The sequence below is a fragment of the Rhodococcus sp. NPDC054953 genome, from assembly GCF_053609225.1.
Genome location: NZ_JBSGXD010000021.1, coordinates 64973 through 83514 on the forward strand (window position 1 = coordinate 64973; position 18542 = coordinate 83514).

Annotated in this window: 17 protein-coding genes and 1 pseudogene; 4 read left to right on the top strand and 14 right to left on the bottom strand. The window is 65.7% G+C overall.

The features are described 5' to 3' along the window. Positions 1–17: 17 nt before the first annotated feature. Together ACWF62_RS15040 and ACWF62_RS15045 are read left to right on the top strand one after the other, a co-directional pair. On the top strand, positions 18–1292 hold the full coding sequence (locus tag ACWF62_RS15040; RefSeq protein WP_452630520.1) for a DUF7373 family lipoprotein: 1275 nt from the start codon (positions 18–20) through the stop codon (positions 1290–1292). 205 nt (positions 1293–1497) lie between these two features. Then, positions 1498–1833 carry a CD225/dispanin family protein gene (locus tag ACWF62_RS15045; RefSeq protein ID WP_452630521.1) on the top strand — a complete coding sequence of 112 codons (336 nt, stop codon included), beginning with the start codon at positions 1498–1500 and terminating at the stop codon, positions 1831–1833. Between the two features lie 16 nt (positions 1834–1849). Here ACWF62_RS15045 and ACWF62_RS15050 read toward each other — a convergent pair whose 3' ends face one another. Further along, positions 1850–2176, bottom strand: a complete 327-nt coding sequence (locus tag ACWF62_RS15050; protein WP_452630522.1) for a hypothetical protein — start codon at positions 2174–2176, stop codon at positions 1850–1852. A 346-nt stretch (positions 2177–2522) separates the two neighbouring features. Between ACWF62_RS15050 and ACWF62_RS15055 the strand changes: the two genes are divergently transcribed. Next, a complete protein-coding gene (locus ACWF62_RS15055) occupies positions 2523–3143 on the top strand; it encodes an HNH endonuclease (RefSeq protein ID WP_452630523.1) in 621 nt (206 codons plus the stop codon). 364 nt (positions 3144–3507) lie between these two features. Here the strand turns inward: ACWF62_RS15055 and ACWF62_RS15060 are convergent, their stop codons facing one another. The 8 genes and pseudogenes from ACWF62_RS15060 to ACWF62_RS15095 all read right to left on the bottom strand — a co-directional run. After that, complete coding sequence (locus tag ACWF62_RS15060; protein WP_452630524.1) at positions 3508–5241, bottom strand: restriction endonuclease subunit S; 1734 nt, start codon at positions 5239–5241, stop codon at positions 3508–3510. Next, entirely contained in the window at positions 5238–6686 is a 1449-nt protein-coding gene (locus tag ACWF62_RS15065) for a type I restriction-modification system subunit M (RefSeq protein ID WP_452630525.1), read from the bottom strand. Before ACWF62_RS15065 ends, ACWF62_RS15060 begins: the two co-directional genes overlap by 4 nt. Before the next feature lie 9 nt (positions 6687–6695). After that, the gene (gene hsdR, locus ACWF62_RS15070; protein ID WP_452630526.1) at positions 6696–9056 is read right to left on the bottom strand and encodes an EcoAI/FtnUII family type I restriction enzme subunit R; all 2361 of its coding nucleotides are present in this window, start codon (positions 9054–9056) and stop codon (positions 6696–6698) included. A gap of 99 nt (positions 9057–9155) precedes the next feature. Further along, on the bottom strand, positions 9156–9935 hold the full coding sequence (locus ACWF62_RS15075; RefSeq protein ID WP_452630527.1) for a DUF6602 domain-containing protein: 780 nt from the start codon (positions 9933–9935) through the stop codon (positions 9156–9158). Positions 9936–9957: 22 nt separating this feature from the next. Continuing rightward, positions 9958–10482: a Mov34/MPN/PAD-1 family protein gene (locus ACWF62_RS15080; RefSeq protein ID WP_452630528.1), complete on the bottom strand. Its 525-nt coding sequence runs from the start codon at positions 10480–10482 to the stop codon at positions 9958–9960. Then, complete coding sequence (locus ACWF62_RS15085; RefSeq protein WP_452630529.1) at positions 10479–12002, bottom strand: ThiF family adenylyltransferase; 1524 nt, start codon at positions 12000–12002, stop codon at positions 10479–10481. The genes ACWF62_RS15080 and ACWF62_RS15085 overlap by 4 nt, the downstream gene beginning before the upstream one ends. Then, positions 11999–13024, bottom strand: a complete 1026-nt coding sequence (locus ACWF62_RS15090) for an SMODS domain-containing nucleotidyltransferase (protein ID WP_452630530.1) — start codon at positions 13022–13024, stop codon at positions 11999–12001. Before ACWF62_RS15090 ends, ACWF62_RS15085 begins: the two co-directional genes overlap by 4 nt. Before the next feature lie 864 nt (positions 13025–13888). Continuing rightward, a pseudogene (locus ACWF62_RS15095) lies at positions 13889–14490 on the bottom strand (transposase); the annotation flags it as partial. 48 nt (positions 14491–14538) lie between these two features. On the opposite strand from ACWF62_RS15095, the gene ACWF62_RS15100 reads away from it, so the two are divergent. Continuing rightward, complete coding sequence (locus tag ACWF62_RS15100; protein WP_378508579.1) at positions 14539–15003, top strand: MarR family winged helix-turn-helix transcriptional regulator; 465 nt, start codon at positions 14539–14541, stop codon at positions 15001–15003. Positions 15004–15067: 64 nt separating this feature from the next. Here the strand turns inward: ACWF62_RS15100 and ACWF62_RS15105 are convergent, their stop codons facing one another. Genes ACWF62_RS15105 through ACWF62_RS15125 form a run of 5 tightly spaced genes read right to left on the bottom strand, consistent with a single transcriptional unit; the run spans position 15068 to position 18414 of the window. Next, a complete protein-coding gene (locus ACWF62_RS15105) occupies positions 15068–15991 on the bottom strand; it encodes a CopD family protein (RefSeq protein WP_452630545.1) in 924 nt (307 codons plus the stop codon). Positions 15992–16032: 41 nt separating this feature from the next. Then, positions 16033–16560: a copper resistance CopC family protein gene (locus ACWF62_RS15110; RefSeq protein WP_452630531.1), complete on the bottom strand. Its 528-nt coding sequence runs from the start codon at positions 16558–16560 to the stop codon at positions 16033–16035. Then, positions 16557–17210, bottom strand: coding sequence for a YcnI family copper-binding membrane protein (locus ACWF62_RS15115; RefSeq protein ID WP_452630532.1), 654 nt, complete (start codon positions 17208–17210; stop codon positions 16557–16559). Before ACWF62_RS15115 ends, ACWF62_RS15110 begins: the two co-directional genes overlap by 4 nt. A 39-nt stretch (positions 17211–17249) precedes the next feature. After that, positions 17250–17780, bottom strand: coding sequence for a hypothetical protein (locus ACWF62_RS15120; RefSeq protein ID WP_452630533.1), 531 nt, complete (start codon positions 17778–17780; stop codon positions 17250–17252). A 16-nt stretch (positions 17781–17796) separates the two neighbouring features. Then, positions 17797–18414 (bottom strand): DUF6474 family protein, encoded by a 618-nt coding sequence (locus tag ACWF62_RS15125; protein ID WP_452630534.1) that lies wholly within the window; start codon positions 18412–18414, stop codon positions 17797–17799. Between the last annotated feature and the right edge of the window lie 128 nt (positions 18415–18542).

Genomic DNA, 18542 nt, shown 5'->3' on the forward strand with positions numbered 1-18542 from the left:
GGAAAGGACACCTGAAGGTGCGGACGACGACATGGATGCCGCGGGCCGCGGCCGCGCTCTGCGCGGGCGTGCTGCTCGCTGGCTGCAGCAACACCACAGACGACCAGTCAATGGCCAAGTCCGGCGGAGACACTGCCGCCGAGACCACAGCGGCGGTCGACCCGGCGGCCCTCGACACCGGCAGCTACCCGACCAGCCCGGCCCCCGAATACCCCCGCTCCACCACCGACAACATCATCGAGGTCGAGGGCCAGCGGCTCGCTGAGTTCACCGTCGCACCATGGGAGATCGACCCGGCATTGGTCTCGGGGAAGATGCCGACGATGGTCATGCGCAGCGGAAAGAACCTCGGCGTCGTCATCGGCAACGCCGCCGGCGACATCGCGTCGAACAACAAGATGCTCTACGGCTACGTGAGTACCGCCGCAACCAACACCCCCAACGTCACTGACGAGTCCAAGTCCGTGGTCAACGCGGCAATGCGGTTCCCCACCCCCGAGGCCGCTGCTACCGCTGCCCGCGAAATCCACACCCAGCTCACCACCGTCGACGACGGCGCCGGGATCGCGACCGCGGAGACCGTCGACGTGCTGCCCAACACCCTGGTCTCGACCCGGGAGAACAGTTTCCAGGCCGGACCGGAGGTGTCGGTCAACGCACTCACCCCACATGGCAACTACCTGCTCTACACCTGGGCGAAGGCGCCGGCCAACCAGAAGGACTGGACCGCGAAGGCTATTGCGAAGGCGGTGAGCCTGCAGGGGCCGCTGATCGACCAGTTCCCCGCCCAGCCGACCAAGGAACAGAACGGTGGAAAGTCCGCAGAGTTCCCGATGGTCGACCAGGACAAGGTCCTCATCTACGCGATCCCCGAGTCGGACGATCAGGCCAAGCTCGGAGACGACCAGGCCGTCTACGGCCCGCGCGGTATGTCGCACCGCTCGACGAACCCGCCACTGACCTACAAGGTCCTCACCGAAACCGGATCTGAGCACAACGCGGTCGCCAAGACCACCGTCTACCGTGCCACCGACGACGCTGGCGCCCAGCGCATTGTCCAAGAGTTCGGCAACGACCTGACCTCGCAGGGCTTCACCTCCGCACCCTCACCCCAGGGACTTCCCGATGCCGCCTGCTTCACCAAGGACACCCTCCAGGGAACCGCGGACTACTGCATGGTCGCCAACGGCCGCTATGTCGGAGAAGCCTCCGGCCTCGACAACAAGAAGGACGTCGATCAGCAGATCTCCGCGCAGTACCTCATCCTGGAGAAGGCAGACCAGAACGCCTGACCCGCAGGCGAGCCGAACACGCTCGCCGGCTTGACCCCCTCGCCCCGCCTGTGGGCCCGCACGTTGTGCGGGGCCACAGGCGTTTCTAGAGCACGCCGCCATTGCCGCAGATTTTCTTCGGCCGACCGGGAACCTTTCGGCCCTCTCGCCGCATCCAACCACTGTCAACAAGATGTGGAAACCCGCACAGCCTCAAGGAGACTCGATGTACCCGACCCAGAACTCGGTCCACCCCCACACCGGGTCCACAGCGCCCGCTTACTCGGCCACCCCGCCGCTGCCCGACTCGAACGCCGGATGGGCCGTGGCCGCTCTCCTGTTCTTTTGGCCGCTGTCTTTCGCCGCGTTCAACCACTCGTCGCGTGTCTACCCGCTGTGGGCGATGGGCGACTACGCCAGCGCCAAGTACGCCTCAGACCGCGCCAAATCCCTCGGCAAGATCTCTCTGTTCCTGTCGGTCATGGTTCTCACCTTGACCGTGGTGCTCTACATCGGCGCGATCGCATTCGCGCTGTCAATGTCCTCGGCGTCGACCTACTGACCCCGAACCGGCCAGGTCATTCTTCGCCGCGAGATTCCCTGCCCAGGCTGCGTAGATCGTCGGCGACCTGCTCCAACGCCGCGAGAACACGAACTGCATCCGGGTCGGCATAGACCCGGCCCAGCAGTTCAGGATCATCCGGGTACAGCCCGGCGTGAAGGTCCGCGAGAAACTCCACCGGCCACGGCGGTCCGTCCGGCGGTGGGGTGAGCGGGAAGTCCTCCGATTCCGATTCCACCTCAACATCATTGCGGATGGATCCCTGGCCGACTGGGATTCCCTCCGCCGCATCCGGGGTCGTCAACCCGCCGACGCCGGGCATCGTGCACATCGGCACGGCCATCAGCTAGGCCGCCGAGCATCCGACCAGCACTATCTGCGCTTCGCGTCCGGACCGAAGCGTTGGCCCTGACACCCGTGAGTCTGGGTGGTACCCATGGACCCGGGGCCGGTGCCCGAGCTGCCAGAGTGGGGGCGTTCGGCACCTGATCGTCGGCATGCCCTCCGGGGCAGACGCGATGGTCGGGATACCCACATGGGATGAGTGGGTGGGCTGTTGCGACCCCGGATTCGATCGCGAGTGCTCGGATTGCGGATGGACCTGGGCCTCGACTGCCGACGAACGCGATCGTGCCGCCTGAACCTCCGAGTGGCAGGACCTTGCGTGGTCGATTCCGTACGCTTCGGGGGTGGAGGAGATCGGTGGCGCCGCGGACAGCGAGGGGTCTGCTGTGGTCGTGGCCGACACGGTCGTCGACCAGTTCGCGCGGGTGGTGGAGCTGCTGGTCGCTCGACGCGTCGACGAGGCCCGTGCGGCGGTCCTGACCCTCGACATGGACGCCATCGAGGCGGTGCGACGCAGCAGGCTCGCCGCCGTGGCAGGCCGCCGGCTTCCGGCCGAGGCGGTGAGGCGCAACGAGACCGCACGCCGGTCGACTGAGCGACTCAAGCTCGCTATCTTCGAGCGGGACCGGTGGACGTGCCGGTTCTGTGGGGCGCGCACGATCGACCTGCGGGTGATGAAACGGGTGTCGGCCGCGTTCCCGGCCGAGTTGCCCTACCACCCGAACTGGAAGTTCGACGCCTCGCACCGGATCTACTGGACGCATACGAGCAGCCTCGAGCATGTCGTCCCGTTCGCGCGTGGGGGAGCCGACGACACCGGCAACTTCGCCACGACCTGCTACGCCTGCAACGCTGCCCGCAGCCACTTCCTGCTCGAGGAGCTGGGCTGGTCGCTGCGGGCTCCGAGCGAATCGGGGTGGAGCGGGTTGACCGAACACCTCGGGTCGCTCACAGCGTCCGGCTAGCTCAGGGCGGGCGGAGGCCCGACTTCTCCGGCGACGGGACGGTCGTCGAGATCCGCTGGCGCGTGCCGGAGCGATCGACTTCGCTGGTTCCTTGGAGTCCGTCGACCTGCGGGAATATCATTTTCATCGTTATCGGCCTTAAGCTGCGGGCCCTCGGCCTCGGCCTCGGCGCCTGCGCCGCGTTCGGCGACAATCCCAACCCCTCGCCAGAGACGCCGCTGGCGGGCGTCCCGTCCGAGCCTCCCGGCAGTTGACGGGGCGTCAAACGGCCCCCGACGTCGGCCCGGGGGTGGGTGCGGTATCGGTCCTGCACGTGTAGCCCGGCCCGCACGCTGGTGTCGGAAATTTGTCCCGTAGCGGATTTTCAGCTTGCATGTGCGGCAACCGAATTTCCCAAGTCTGTGCGAGCGTCTTGGGCGGCCAAAAGTTGCTGTTCCAAGTCGTCGCAAAGAGCAAAGAGCACATCCACGGTTTCCGCAATCCGAATCTGCTCGTCCAACGGAGGAACCGGCACTGCCAAGGCTCCAATTCGATCCCGAGTCACGTTGCTCATCGTGCTGGTTCCAGAAGACTCGGCCGAGTAGTAGCGCTGTACCTCGGTGCTGTCGTTCAAGATTGCCCAGTAACGAGTCGACGCCTTCGAGAGGAACGACAATCGAATGTGCTTGTCCGAGAGCATGAGGTGTGACTCAGTTTCGGTAACGATCGCCCCGCGGCCGACCAAGCTCTTCGAACCGCTAGCTCGAATCATCACGAACTCGCCCGGCTGAACCTCCAGTTGCGGCCGAGGTTCGAGGGCCGGCGGAAGCTTCTTGTTTGCGGCTTCTTCAAACACCCCTCGCGAAACCGCGCTCGTCTTGAGTACTCCCCACTCACCGGGACCCGCCTGTTCCACGAGGCACCGGGGACTCCAGCCCGAGTCGCTGGCAATGAAGAACTCATTGGCCCGCGCCCATATCCATCCTTCAGGAAGTGCGACTAAACCCTCACCCGGCGCCACCGGGGCGAACTTCTTCGGCTTGCGGATCCCCTTGGCCTTGACAAGGCGATCGCGCTCGGCCGCGATCTGCGTGAGGAGATCGGTGGCGGGCATATCGTCGGGGTCTTGGTGAGTCAGCCGTCCTCGAACGGCGAGATCGAGGATTGTCTGACGCATACGTTTCAGCGCTGCGAGGTCGCCTTCGCCCGGCGCGAGGTGGAGACCGATGTTGTCCACGAATGTCCCCACGGCCGCTCGCAGGTCGTCTGCCTGATCCGATTCCGAGACCCGGTGCAAGGTCGCGGCCAGCAGTGTCGAGCGAGCCTCGGTGCGAGTGGCTATCTGCTGTTCCATCTCGTCACACAGATCCGTGAGCTCGTCTACACGCTCAACGATGCGGTGCTGTTCCTCGATCGGAGGCAACGGAATGACAAATCTCTTCAGTTTCTCGCCGGTGAGGTGCTTGATGGTTGTTCCTGTGAACAGCTCATGCAAACGTCCAGAGTCCACTCCGTTGCGCAGAACCAACGCGACGAATCGCGGAGAGATGCCGCCCTCGGGCCGAACCCGATGCAGTGCCTTCTGGAAGACCATTACCCCGTCCGCGACGGCTGAGTCCCAAATTGCACACCGACCGGGCTCTCCGCCCTCCACGACGAGCAGGTCGCCATCCTGCAGCGAATACTCGCTAAGTTCCGCGTCCTCCAAGAGGATTCGCTTCACGTCCCCAAGTTCAAACCGACCCCACTGGACATTCGAGTTTCGGAGATAAGGCGTCGGCGTGCCAGTGTTCTTCTGGCCGTCCAACATCTTGCCGAGCCTGCTCTGACACACATCGCCCAGCCGGGCCCATGACCAACTCTCCGGAACGTCGAAGGCGTGCCCGTTTGCCGCGAGCGGTGGCAGCGCCGGCGGCTTACGGATCTCCTTGGCCCTGACCAGGCGATCGCGTTCACCGGCAATCCGCTTGAGAACTTCGGTGGCAGGTTCTTCTGTGAGTGCTTGGTGAGTGAGTCGCCCACGGACGGCGAGATCTAGGACGAGGCTCCGCAGCTTGTCGATGCCGCCAGGCGCATCGGCAATGTGGCCGAACGAGTCGAGGAACGTCTGCTTGTTCACTTCAAACCGTCTTCGATCGCGGCGACCAGCGCATCGCGAAGGCTGGTTCGGGTGACGTCGATCTCACCCAGCATGTCCTCGTACTCCTTGAGCAACTCGTCGGGATCGCGGTGCTCGGCGTCGACCTTGTTGGGGTTGGCGATGTCGAGGTTCCAGTCGCCCTTGATGTCGTCGATTGAGACCTTCCACGCGACCTCGGACTCGACGCGGTTATCCCACCAAGCCTTCTCGGCGTCGAACTCTTCGATGCGGATCGGCTTCGTCTTGGAGTAGTTCTTGTAGCCCGACGGGTACTGGTGCTCGTAGTACCAGATCTCGGTCGTGGGCTGACCCTTGGTGAAGAACAGCAGGTTCGTCGCGATGCTCGTGTACGGGTTGAAGACACCACGCGGGAGCCGGACCACGGTATGCAGGTTGCAGTCGGTGAGCAGCTTCTCCTTGATGCGAGCCTTCACACCGTCGCCGAACAAGGTGCCGTCGGGAAGGACGACGGCGGCGCGGCCGCCGTCCCTGAGCAGATGCTCGATGAGTACGAGGAACAGGTCCGCCGTCTCCCGGGTGCGGTAGGCCTGCGGGAAGTTGTTCTCGATGCCCGGCTCCTCGGTGCCACCGAACGGCGGGTTGGTGAGGATGATATCGACGCGGTCCGCGTTGCCGTAGTCGCGCAACGGCCGGCTCAGCGTGTTGTCGTGGGCGATGTTGGTCGGCACGTCGATGCCGTGCAGGAGCATGTTGGTCGTGCAAAGCAGGTGCGGGAGCTGCTTCTTCTCGACCCCGCGGATCGAATTCTGAAGCCGCGCTTCGTCGTCTGGTGTCTTCACATGGTTGACGCGGACATGCTCGATCGTGCCCGTGAGGAAGCCTCCGGTGCCACACGCTGGGTCGAGGACCCGCTCACCGAGTTTCGGGCCGACGATGTCGATCATGAACTGGGTGACGGCACGGGGTGTGTAGTACTCGCCACTGTTTCCGGCGCTCTGGAGGTCTTTGAGGATCTGCTCGTAGATGTCGCCGAACACGTGCCGGTCTTCGGACCGGTTGAAGTCGATCTCGTTGATCTTGTTGACGACCTGCCGGATCAGGGTGCCGTTCTTCATGTAGTTGAAGGCGTCCTGGAAGACGTTGCCAATCACACTCGCGCGGCCTGTCGTAGACGTCTCGGCGAACTGTTTGAGCGTCGGGAACAGATCGTTGTTGACGAAGGCGAGCAGGGTGTCGCCAGTGATGCCCTCCTTCGGCGCCGCCCATGTGCGCCAGCGAAGCTCTGACGGGATGGGTGACCTGTAGTGGGGATCGAGGAGTTCGGTTTCGGCCTCGCGATCGTCGAAGATCTTGAGGAAGAACATCCAGGCGAGCTGGCCGATCCTTTGTGCGTCGCCGTCGATGCCTGCGTCTTGCCGCATGATGTCCTGGATCGACTTCACGGTGCCGCTGATGTTGCTCACAAACGTTCCCTACTGCGCTTTCCCATAGAGGTGCTGCTCCAGCTCTTCGACGGCGGAGTCGTATCCAACCTTGCCCCCGAACTCGACAACGATCTCGATCGGGGTACCGATGTCGATGAACGGCCGGATTTGGAGAACTCTCGCATCATGGTCCGGCTCGAAGCCCTCGTCGGCGTACTTGTCGAGCAGAGCCTGGAGCGTCGCCTGGGCCTTGTCGGAGTACTTGGCCCAGTAGCCGGTAGCACGGACGTTGTCTGCTCGCTGTCGTCGCGTCAGTGGCGGTTGGTCGAAGGCAACGTGACAGACGAGATCGAAAAGGCTGAAGTCCTTGCCAACCTCCTCGGCTAGTGCCTCGAAGAAGACGCCCTGCTCTCGTAGCTCGTTGATGATCGCCTGCTTGCTCTCGGACTGATTCCAGCGCGTCAGGAAGGCATCGAGAGACGGATAAGCATCGTGAACCCGCTTGCGGGTGTAATCGGTGAGGCTCTCAGTGATGAGCTTGCCGTCCGGCCCCATGTACTGAACGCGCTCGGCAACAAGCTCGACCGGCACGTCACCTACTACGTATTTCGTGCGTTGGCCGGGCGGTTCCGGCTGATCGGCCGGCGGGTTGTTCGATGTCGGTCCGCCAGAACCGGGAGTGTCGGGATCATCCGGCGGGTCAACCGGATCGTCCGGACCGGGTGTGTAGATGACGACCGGTGCTCCGTCGAAGTCCGGGTCGGCGAACAACTCGGTAACGCGGCGGAAGTCCATGATTGTGAAGTAGAACTTGCCATGCTCTTCGTTGATGCGGGTGCCGCGGCCGATGATCTGCTTGAACTTGGTCATCGAGTTGATCGATTGGTCCAGGACGATGAGCTTGCAGGTTTGCGCGTCGACTCCGGTCGACATCAGCTCGCTGGTCGTCGCGATGACCGGGTAGCGCGATTCCGGGTCGATGAAGTTGTCGAGCTCGGCCTTGCCTTCGGCATCGTCACCGGTGATGCGCATGACGTACTTGCGGTTCTCGGCGACGAGGTTGCTGTTCTCGTTCACCAGGGCTGAGCGCATCCGCTCGGCGTGGTCGATGTCCTGGCAGAACACGATGGTCTTGGCGTATCGGTCGCCCGACTCTTCGAGATATTGGGTGACCCTTTCGGCGACCAACTTGGTGCGCTGCTCGAGGACCAGGCCGCGGTCGAAGTCGCGCTGGTTGTAGATCCGGTCCTCGATCACCTGGCCGTGCTTGTCCGTCTTTCCGTCCTCCGGGCGCCAGCCGGCGACATCCTTGTCGATGTCGATGCGCACGACCTTGTAGGGCGCGAGGTATCCGTCGTCGATGCCTTGCTTGAGCGAGTAGGTGAAGATCGGCTCGCCGAAGTAGGTGATGTTCGAGGTGTCAGAGGTTTCCTTCGGGGTTGCGGTGAGGCCGATCTGGATCGCGCCATTGAAGTAGTCGAGGACCTCTCGCCATTGGGCGTCTTCCCGGGCACTTCCCCGGTGGCACTCATCGACCACGATGAGGTCGAAGAAGTCGGGCGAAAACTCCCTGTAGATGTTCTGCGCGTCCTCAGTGCCGGTGATGGCCTGGTAGATGGCGAGAAAGATCTCGAAGGCCGGGTCGGCCGTGCGGTTGGTGATCTTCGTCATTGCGGTACCGAACGGCTTGAAGTCGTTGACCCGTGTCTGGTCGATCAGGATGTTGCGGTCTGCGAGGAACAGCACCCGCTTCGCGCGTTTGGAGCGCCAGAGCCGCCAGATGATCTGGAAGGCGGTGAACGTCTTGCCGGTTCCGGTGGCCATGACGAGCAGGGCCCGGTTCTGCCCGCATGCCACTGCCTCGACAGTCCGGTTCACGGCTTGGAGCTGGTAGTAGCGCAGTTCCTTGCCCTGGAAGTAGTAGTCCTGCTCGATGACCTTCCTCTCGGCGGTGTCGGGCTCGATGCTCTTCCATACAAGCCACTTGCGATGCAGCTCATCCGGGGAGGGGAACTCGTCGAGGGTCAGCTCGCGCTCGATGGCACCGGAGGTGATTGTCCGGTCGTGAAACAGGAAGCCGTCACCGTTCGAGCTGAACACGAACGGCACGTCCAGGCGATCGGCGTAGCCGTGTGCCTGCTGCATGCCGGCACCGAGGCTGTGGTTGTTGTCCTTGGCCTCGACGACCGCCAGCGGCAAGCCCGGCTTGAGGAACAGGACGTAGTCGGCGGACTTGGCGGCTTCGCGGGCGTGGAGTTTTCCGCGCACCACGATCTTGCCGGGTGCGATCGTGTATTCCTCGCGCATCTGGCTCTTCTCGGGGTCCCAGCCCGCGCGCACGATGGCAGGCGTGATGTACCGAGTCCGGATCTCGGTCTCCTTCAATGCCTTCTTGCCGAGTTCACTCACGACGCCATCACCATCATGGTCGTGATCCTATTGGCCGGGCCAGACGACCTTCGGGGCGATCGCCCCGGAATATATGGACACCAGAACTGGTCGATGCATTCACCGGGGCGGTTCAGTCGACGTGGCCTCGCCGACCACGGGATGCGTCAGAGCAGATGTATAGACGTCGTAGTCCAGTGCCGGCACCGTTCCGACGGCGTTGAGCCTTGCAACGAGCCGAATCGCAAACATCGCCAGTCCCACATCGGCATCCGTACGCTTGAGGCCTTCCGCGGCTGCTCCTTCGGGAAGCTCGAACATCCCTGCATCGAGGGCACAGCCGAGGTCCAGGCGGTGCGCTTCGTCCAGGTTCGTCAATGCCTCGACCAGCGGCCGGTCAAGTGGCGGCTTCCATCCGGACCCAGCGGCAACGATGCCAGCCAGAATGCGCTTGGGCTCGGCCGGTCTCGCGGTCTGCGCGAGCTGCTGGATGGGTGCCGACGTGCGGTGAAGGCGGCGAACGCTTGCAGCCTTCTCCGCTGCGTACTCGACGTAGCCCTTGTTGAGTTCGGGCTTGACCTCCAGGACTGCATACACACACTCGGCAGGAAGAAACAGCGTGCTGCCGTTGGTCCAGAACATTGGTGAGAAGTGGCGGTCGTGGATAACCAGGTCCATCTGCTGGCTCTCGTTTCCTTGACTGTCCACGATGAATGCTGAATTGACCGCGAAACGACGAGGCAGGAACTGCTCCAGTGCTTCCTTCCAGTCCTGCTCGTGGCCGTCACCGAGTGTTGTGGAATGACTCGTGAGATAACGGGCTCCGCGGAACTTGGCGAGCATCGTCTCGGTGGTTGTCCGGAAGGCCTCATTGAGATTGAACGGAATGGACTCGGTCATAGGGTCTGTGTTTCCTTCGAGTTCAGGCCAGCATCGCGGATCGCTCCAGGTCGCTGGCCGTGGTGTTGGTCGTGGATATGGGTGCGTAGTGGATTGAGACTTGGGCGCGTCGGATCAGTCGACTTGATCCAAGTCGGCAGCCGACCCGCCCATGTGCGGGGCGGGGCTTGCCGTCGGCGAAGGGCAAGACGATGAGCGCGACCATGTCACCGGCTGCCCTGGCAACCACCTCGAGACTCGCGATATCGATACTGCTCGGTGGGACGTCTGCGGGGTGGGTGTGCCAGTCGCCGACGAAACCGACGACGGGGGCAGCGCCAGCCTTCAACCGGGTCAGTTCGTCCGCGGCATGGTGCTTGAGGAGCTGGTAGTCCCGTCTGGAGCTGCCGGCATCGGTCACGACGGCCGCTCGCGTTACCACCACCTGGTCCTCCGCGCGGAAGCCAGCAAGAATGCCGCCGATCTCTCGAGGCAACGCGGTAAGACCGGCAGTCAGCATGACGTGCATGGCCTCGTCAGTGACGACAACGGATGGCGAGAAGGTCACAATGCGCTACCCCCGGCACGAACGATGCGCTCTTCGCCAGCGCTGTGGTTGTCCCCGAGGAGCGCGTCAATTGCGTGTCGCGCACCAAGCGCGGCCGCTTCCCACACCGCAGCGGGCGGGGTGGTGCTGACCGGGCTGCTGCAGCCGGACTCGTAGATACCCGGGCTCGCTGGTGGGAGCACGGGCGGCGGCAGGAATCCTGTCGGTGGTTCGGGCCAGTGATCGACTCGGATGGCATATCCGTCTGCAAGGACAGCAACACCTATCGCGTGTCCTGCTCCGGCTCGGGCCACAGCGGCGATCATCGGTGATGCAGTCGAGTCAGCGGACGCGTCGACGACCAAGTCGCTCGTCTTGAGAAGCTCGCACGCCTGCTCAAGAGACGAGACACTCGCCGATTCCGCGGTGATCGAGGTGGCAGCCGAGGGGCGTGTGGCTTGCAGCGTTTCCTTCACTGCATCTACCTTTGCCTTGCCCACATGTTCCTTGCCGACCAGATGCCGGACGACGTTGCCCGGCAAGACCGTGTCAGGATCAATTAGGCGCAGTTCTCCGACGCCACTGCGATGCAGGAGGTCGGACAGCACCGACCCAACGGCGCCGACACCGACGATCGTGACACGTCGTTGGGCGAGCACGGCACGTTGGGGATGCGATCTTGTCGTCAGCGCATCGTCGCCCATTGATGACGCTCGGTGCGCCTTGAGCGTCCAACCGGAGTTGTTCGGGACGAGACGGACCGCGAGGACACCGGAGGTACCTAACCGGCGGTAGATCAGCGCAAGCTCCCTAACGCCGTACTTCACCTCCCGAGCGAGTCGTGCACCAGCGTCACCAGCGGCGTCGAGAAGCGACGCCCAGTCGCGGATGGGGTGAGTGAGTTCGCCAAGGTCGAGGACAAGTACCACGCCCCGCGCCCACAAAGCCTGCCTGCCCATACGGCCACGCGGTACCTTCGCCGGGCGGTCGACTGCCCATGGCCCTGGGCTTCGACCACGAAGTTTGACGACGCAGCCCACCACCTTCTGAATGTCGCTGTAGAGCACGACTTCGCCGGTCGGCTCCAAGTACCGCTCGAGATCGAGAGCTGGAAGGTCGCCCGGCCAGCCAGCACGGTCCTGCGCCAGCCATGCTTGAACTTGGTCGAGCAACGCGTCCGGGTCTGCCCACGGCAGGCGGGTGTGGTCCTCTTGCTCGAAGAGACACAGTTGCCCTCCCCGCTCGCGGTGCCAGGAGTTCGACGGCTCGTAATACCCAGGAACGTCCACTCCCAACCACGTTTCAGCTTCGCTGCGCGACAGCGGCGTCACCTTCGGCTGGGCATAGGGGTAGTCACTATGGATCTGCAGGTCGACGGCGGTATGCACATCCAATCCCGTGACGTGGACCATGCCCCGCCAGGTCTCCCTGTCGTGGCTTGGAGCTTCGAAACCATGGACCGAGAGCACATCGACGAGCCGCTCCGTGGCATCCAGGCACGAGAGGCGAAGCTGTTCGTTTGCGTCCAGATGATCTGTCATCCGAACCGGCGGTCGCCCCCTGCGACCTGCGCGTCGCCGGCTCGCACACGAGTGAAGGACTTCCTCGTACCGTCCAGGTTGCAATCGTCGGGCGTGGGGAATACATAGTCCTGGATGCCCTGGTCATCAACAGCCTTGCCCAGAATTTCGCGGAACACCTTCGCCGCCTTGCACTTGTCGTCGGCATCGGCATCGAGGGCTTCCTGCGCGCGTGAGCCCGCATCGATGAACGCCGTTGCCAGCGCCTGCTTGTCGGCATCCTCACCGCGCACATACAGGCGCTCACCGGTAAGCGTCGGGTCTTCCAGTCCCAGACCCAGCACAAACGCGTTGTAGAGCAGGTCGCCCGTCTTGCGGAGGGCGGAGACGTAGAGCCCACCGAGCGTTGTGCCGGCTACATCTCCCGACTGGAAGGCGAGCATGGCAGCGATCTCGATTGTGAGTCCACCCGGCTTCTTCTTGCCCATCAGTGACCGGCGGGTCTGCCGCAGCAACTTCACAACCGGCACGTACAGCTTGTTGAACTCGACGTTGAGCTCGCTGGTCAACTCGGTCAGGCGCTCGGGGTTGGTTTCCTGCCACCCGTATTCCCCTCGTTTGGGCAGCTGCCACGCCTCCTCGCCGTACGGGCTGGTCCACGGCCTGGCAGGTACCGCGTCGACGTAGAGACCATCGAGGTCAGGGAAAGCTACCTGCAGGCTGCGTGCCTGACGAGCGACGCGCTCACGGCCGAATTCAGCCTTGAGGACCCGCTCGAACTCCCTCAGAAGCTCGTCAGGCTCCACCTCGTCGGGCAGATCCTCAAGGCGCCCGAACAGATCCACGTCCTTCATGCGGCGGATGCTGACGTGGCGCTTGTAGCTGCCGATCAGAACAGGATTCAGGCCCCACCCACTCAGGGTCTCGTCCGCCACGAGCACCTCGCGCACCTCCTGATGAGCTTGGGGAGCGTGCGTCTTGTCCTCTTCAGTCGGCTCGATGTTGCTCAGTGCTTCGTTGAATTGCGTGGTCAGCTGCGGCACTTCGTTGTCCCTTCACCTCTGGCAAGGAAGCCAGACCCATTCGGTGAATGACCCTAGCGGGGCGGTCCGACACGATGCCGCCGACGCAAACTGCTCGGTCTGCTCGATCAGGTCCGCCCGGAATCACGTCGGGTGGAGGCGACAGCCGTGGCCGCAAGAAGTGTCAAAGAGGCGGTTCCCGGCCGGGTCCGGTTCCGGGGGCACCGCCGTCGGCGGCAGGCGCTACTCGCAGTGTTTGGTGGCGCTGCATTTCACGTCGCCGGATCAGTGGTTTCAGTTTCAACCAGGGTTGCGCTTGCTGACGCTAGGCGACGTCAATCGGGCTGGCCGAGAGACTGTCCTGTTTGACGATCGTCCTGCAGGACAGCATGCGGAAGGGTTGACTCCATCGAGGCCAGCACGAGCGCCGCTTCCGAGTGCCCCGTATACCCGTCCTGCATGCTGGTCTCGCGCGGGCTGCTTATCCCGGACTGGCCTCCCGTCGCTCGCGGAATCTCGTGCAGTGCCCGCTGCGCGCGAGCGTTACTCAGCTCTTGTGATTCCAGGCCGCCATCGGTATCGGCGGGCACCGTCGGGGAGAACCGGACCCCTTGTTCTTGTTCGTATCGGTGGCGTCCGCGCCTTGATCACCGACGAGGCAGGCGTCGTGCAGGTCGACCGCGACCCGATCGAGGAGTGCTGCACCAGCACAGCATCTATCCCGACCGCCGAGCAGAGCTTGACACCGAGTGCCGCAGCAGACAGTAGGTTGGCTGCGGAGGGATCAAGGCGTGTGATCTTGCGGATCACCCAGGTCGTGGCGGACCACCTTCGGTCCTCGCTTGCAGATGGAACGGACATCTGCCGTCGGAATCCGTCGGAAAACTATCGTGGAAGATGGTTGGGTATCGCTGGTCGGCTGGCCAGGCAGTTCCGGAACCCACAGGCATGTCCGGTGACGGTTCCGGGGGTGTCGACGGGTCGTTCGAGGAGCTTGCCCTTGTGGAACAACGCACCGGCGCGGACCAACGCCACCAGATGCGGTGCGTTGACGGCCCGACACCAGGCCTGGACGGCCTCAATCAGCTTGTAGGCCAGCGCCATCCCCGCCGCCTTCGACCCCGGGCCCATGGTGACCTTCGTCCGCAAACGCACTGTCGCGAAGGTGGATTCGATTGAGTTGGTGGTGCGCAGGTGCGCCCAGTGCTCGGCCGGATACCGGTAGTGCTCGAGCAGCACGTCGGTGTCGTCGGTGATCTTCGCGACCGCCTCGGGTACTTCGCGCCGTAGTCCTGTGCGCCCGCCGCGATCGCGAGCTGTGCCTTGTCGATGTCCTCCGCGTTGTAGATGGCCTTCATCGCCGCCAACGCGCCCGGGTGCGCGGTCTTCGGGAGCGAGGACAAGACGTTGGACTGTTTGTGGAACCAGCAGCGCGGCTCTCGGGTATCGGGGAACACTGCCCGCAGCGCCTCCCAGAACCCGAGCGCGCACTATCGTTGGCCCTGGTAAAGATTAGGTAGACCTATAATTGGGGCATGAGCACGCCCCAGTACACCCATCGGCTGGCACGACGTCCGGGATTCGTCTTCGTCCGTGCCGCGCTGCGAGTCAGGCAGTTGTACGCAGACGCGCTCGCTCGGGTCGGACTCCTCCCCAACCAACATGCGATCCTGAGCACGCTCGAAGAGTTGGGTCCGGCTCACCAGAAGATGCTTGCCAGTCGTGTCGTCCTCGATCCGGGAGACATCGTCGCGTACCTGGATGGACTTCAGAACGGCGGATACGTCGTCCGTCAACGAGACCCCAAGGACCGGCGACGGCAGATCGTGGCGATTACAGATGCCGGTCGAAAGCTGCTTGCCGAGAGTGACCGGGTCCTCGATCGGGTCGAGCAGGAAGTCTTCACACAGCTCAGCGAGAACGACCGAGGCGAACTCGTCCGGCTGTCCGCGGTTCTGTATGCCGCGGCACACAAAGACGCTCCGCCAGCGCAACCGTGATTCCACTGGCGCTTCGGCCCAGCCGGAATTGTCCTGGGAATAAACGACGTCGCGGCGCCGGACCTCAACCGGTGGTGGCGAGGCCTGCGGCGAGGCCGAACACCACTGCGAGGGCGACCACCTCGATTGCCGAGCGTCGCAACGACTCCCGCTCGGTGGCACGGTGGGTCGCGGCGGCGGGCACCCAGGTGCGCCGCCACCACCAGCCGAGCGCGGCCAGGCCGGCCAGCGCGACGGCCTTGGCGAGCAGGATCCGGCCGTAGCCGGTGTCGACGAGCGCGCCCGGGCCGCCGAGCGCGACGGCGCCGTCGACGATCCCGGTCACCGCGAGGACCGCGACACACTTCCATGCCAGCGTCGAATAGCGCGGGAGCAGTGTCGCCCACGGGCTGCGGCCACGCAGCAGCCACGCCATCGCGACGAGCGGGCCGAACCACAGCGCCGCCGCGAGGACGTGGGCTGCCACCAGCACCGACCCGAGGACCTGCGCGGACATGTGCCCGGTCACCGGCCGGGCGAGCAGCGCGACGGCGGCGACCGCGGCCACCGGCGTCACCGACCGGGTGGAGCCGCTGCGGTGGCCGAGCGCCGCCGCGACCGCGACCGCGGCGGCGCACAGCACCGTCGCCGCCCCGACCTGCCCGACGCTGATGCCGCCAACGAACCGTCCGACCGCGGCCGGGGTCAGCGCCCCGACCGCGACCTCGGATGCCGCGGCGACCAGCAGGATGAGTTCGGTCGCCGCCCACGCCGCCGCGGTGACCGACAGCGGACGCCACAGCCGGGCATGCGGCACCGCGGGGCGCCGGTCGTCGCGTTGCAGCCAGGAGAGGACGCACAGGCCGAGCACGGTCGATCCGAGCAGGTCCGACAGTGCGCGGACCGCGGCCGCCGGGTCCGGGCCGTCCGGGGTCGCGAGCAGCCACGCCAGCGCGACACCGGCGGGGGCGGCGACGAGGCACGCCGTGCCCGCGCGCCCGCCCGGCAGCCGCGGCCGCCGGACGGACGCGCGGGCGCCGGACGTGCCTGTCACTTGCCGGGTTTGCGCAATGCGAACGCCAACCCGCCACCGAACACCACGACCGCTGCCCCGACGAGAACCCAGATCAGCCAGGACTGGCCGGAGCCGTCGTCGTCGCCTGCTGCGTCCTGCCCGCCGGGCTTCGGACCGGGCGTGCCGGTGCCCTCGACGGTCAGGGTGAACCTGCTGGTGCCGCTCACCGGGTGCCCGTCCGCGGACGTGACACGGTACGCGATCGTGTACTCGCCGGTCGGGCCGAGTTCCCCGACGGGAACGCTGATCGTCGACCCGGACACCACCGGATCACCCTTCGACCACAGGTTGCCGTCCGGACCGACCACGGTCAGGGTCGCGAAACTGCTCTGCACCGGCTCGTTGAAGGTCAGCGTGACCCGGTCGGGACCCGCCGTGACCTGCGCCCCGGCCTCGGGATCGGAGCCGGTCACCGCGGAGTGCGCTCCGGCGACCCCGACACCGAGGACGGCGGCCAGCGCGGTCAACGCGCCGAGCACCAGGATCCGGATCCGGGCGCTCATGAGCGCCTGCTCCGGATCGTGGCGCCGAGCCCGAGGGCGGCGCCAAGCGCGCCGAGGAGCAGGCCGATGCCGCCGAGCCAGCGGGCGGTGCTGTCGGTGGCGTCGACGGCGGTGTCGGCGGCCGCGGCTGCGCCGTGCGCGTCGCCGGGGGCGGCGGCCGCGCTCAGCGTCAGGCTCGGGGCGGGCTTGTCCGGTTCGGCGCCGTCCGCGCCGGGCTGCTGGTTCCAGGCGACGACCTCGCCGTCGCTGTAGGTCTGCACCGTGTCGAACGACACCGTGTCGGTCTCGGGGAGCGGCCCCGCCGACAGCGCGAACTGTTGGAACTGGCCGGGGCCGACGGACACACCGGGGTCGGCGGTCCAGGTCACCGAGGTGGCCTCCCCGGTGGACGGGTCCTTGACGACCTGCGAGGTCCAGCCCGGGATGGGTTCGGTGCGCGCGGACTTCAGGTTCGGCAGGGTGACCTCGAGGCGGGTGGTTCCGGCGGTCTCGGACTCGGTGGGCACCTTGAAGGTCAGCACCGTGTAGCCGCCCTGCGCGGCGTCGGGGGCCGCGACGGACACGTGCGCGGTGGCGACACCGGACCCGCACAGCAGCAGGCCAGCGGTCGCGCACGCGGTGAGCACGGCGCGGGAGGAACGGATGTTCATTTGTCTCTTTCGTTTCGGGGAGATCGGGTCATCGGCTGGTCAGGCCGTGACCGGGGGTCCCCGTCTCGAGAGGGCATGGTGGAGCAGTCGATGCGGGAGCGTCTCCGGCTCCGGGGGGGTGCGGCGCCCCGGCTCGGGCCGGGGGTCGGGTGTCGGGCCGCGCAGCACGATCCGCAGCACCCGGGTGATCGGCCCGTACAGCTTCTCCGCGGCCAGGATCAGCGCCGCGCACACTAGTGTCGCCGCGGCGTGCGCGGCCAGCATTGGGAGCGCGCGGGGTCCCTGGCCCGCGTGCTCGTGGATCAGGGTCGTCGACAGGGCCAGGTGCCCGGCGAGCTGTCCACCCGCCAGCGCCGCGACCAGGGAGAGGCGGCCACCGCGGTGGCCGCCCGCGACGCCCCCGGCGACCGCACCGACGCCTCCGCAGCACAGGACGAGCAGGGTCAGCGCCGCCGAGGTCGGGTGGCCGCCCCCACCGACGCCGTGTCCGGCGACCGCGAGCGCCGCCGTCAGCGCACCGACCGCGCCGCCACGCAGGGTGGCGGCGTCGCGGGCACTGGTCGACGGCACGGGGGAACCGATCGGGTCAGCGGACGCCGAGTCTGGCGAGGAGGTCGGCCTCGACGCCGTCGAGTTCGGCGGCGACCGCGTGGTGCGCGGCCTTGCGACGCTGCGCGGGCATCTGCTCGGCGGCGTGGACCGCGGTCTCGAGTTCGCCGAGACGGCCGCGGACGCTGGCGAGGAACGAGGTGGTCTCGGCGTCCGGGAAGCGGGCCGAGATCTCGTTCGTGGTCCGCTCGGCCCCGGCGATCCGGGCGCTGAGCCGCGCGCCGTGCCCCGTGTAGGCACCGAGGTCCTCGGCGGCGATGCCCATCCGGTTCGCCTTCTGCTGGTCGAGCTTGCCGCGGACCAGGACGGCCCCGCGGTAGGCGAGCGGCGCGAGGACCGGGGTGAGCAGCCGTGCGATGCCGAGGTAGCGGCGCACCTGGGCGACGCTGACACCGGACCGAGACGCCGCCTTCTCCTGCGCCTTCAGGGTCGCGACCTGCGCCTTTTCGATCTTCTTCGCGGACTTCGCCTCGGTTCGCAGCTTCTTGCGTTCGTTGCGGGCGCCGTGCTTGGCCTCGAGCTTCGCCTTGTGCTTGAGTGCCTTGGCCTCGGCGCGCCGGGTCGCGCGCGACTTGCGTTTCTTGAACAGACCCATCCGGGTGGCCCCTCCATCTGGTGCTCGTGCGCCGAAACCCTGCCGAGTACAGCGTATCCGTGACTGCTCCGCGCGTGTCCGCGGCGTCGGCAAGGAGTGCCGCGTGCACCGGGTGTCGGACCGGCGGA

Excerpts from the sequence above, each read along its gene's own strand:
- ACWF62_RS15110 (WP_452630531.1), bottom strand. The coding sequence starts at position 16,560 with ATGAGCGCCCGGATCCGGATCCTGGTGCTCGGCGCGTTGACCGCGCTG.
- ACWF62_RS15115 (WP_452630532.1), bottom strand. The coding sequence starts at position 17,210 with ATGAACATCCGTTCCTCCCGCGCCGTGCTCACCGCGTGCGCGACCGCT.
- ACWF62_RS15045 (WP_452630521.1), top strand. The coding sequence starts at position 1,498 with ATGTACCCGACCCAGAACTCGGTCCACCCCCACACCGGGTCCACAGCG.
- ACWF62_RS15085 (WP_452630529.1), bottom strand. The coding sequence starts at position 12,002 with ATGACAGATCATCTGGACGCAAACGAACAGCTTCGCCTCTCGTGCCTG.
- ACWF62_RS15125 (WP_452630534.1), bottom strand. The coding sequence starts at position 18,414 with ATGGGTCTGTTCAAGAAACGCAAGTCGCGCGCGACCCGGCGCGCCGAG.
- ACWF62_RS15075 (WP_452630527.1), bottom strand. The coding sequence starts at position 9,935 with ATGACCGAGTCCATTCCGTTCAATCTCAATGAGGCCTTCCGGACAACC.
- ACWF62_RS15100 (WP_378508579.1), top strand. The coding sequence starts at position 14,539 with ATGAGCACGCCCCAGTACACCCATCGGCTGGCACGACGTCCGGGATTC.
- ACWF62_RS15050 (WP_452630522.1), bottom strand. The coding sequence starts at position 2,176 with ATGGCCGTGCCGATGTGCACGATGCCCGGCGTCGGCGGGTTGACGACC.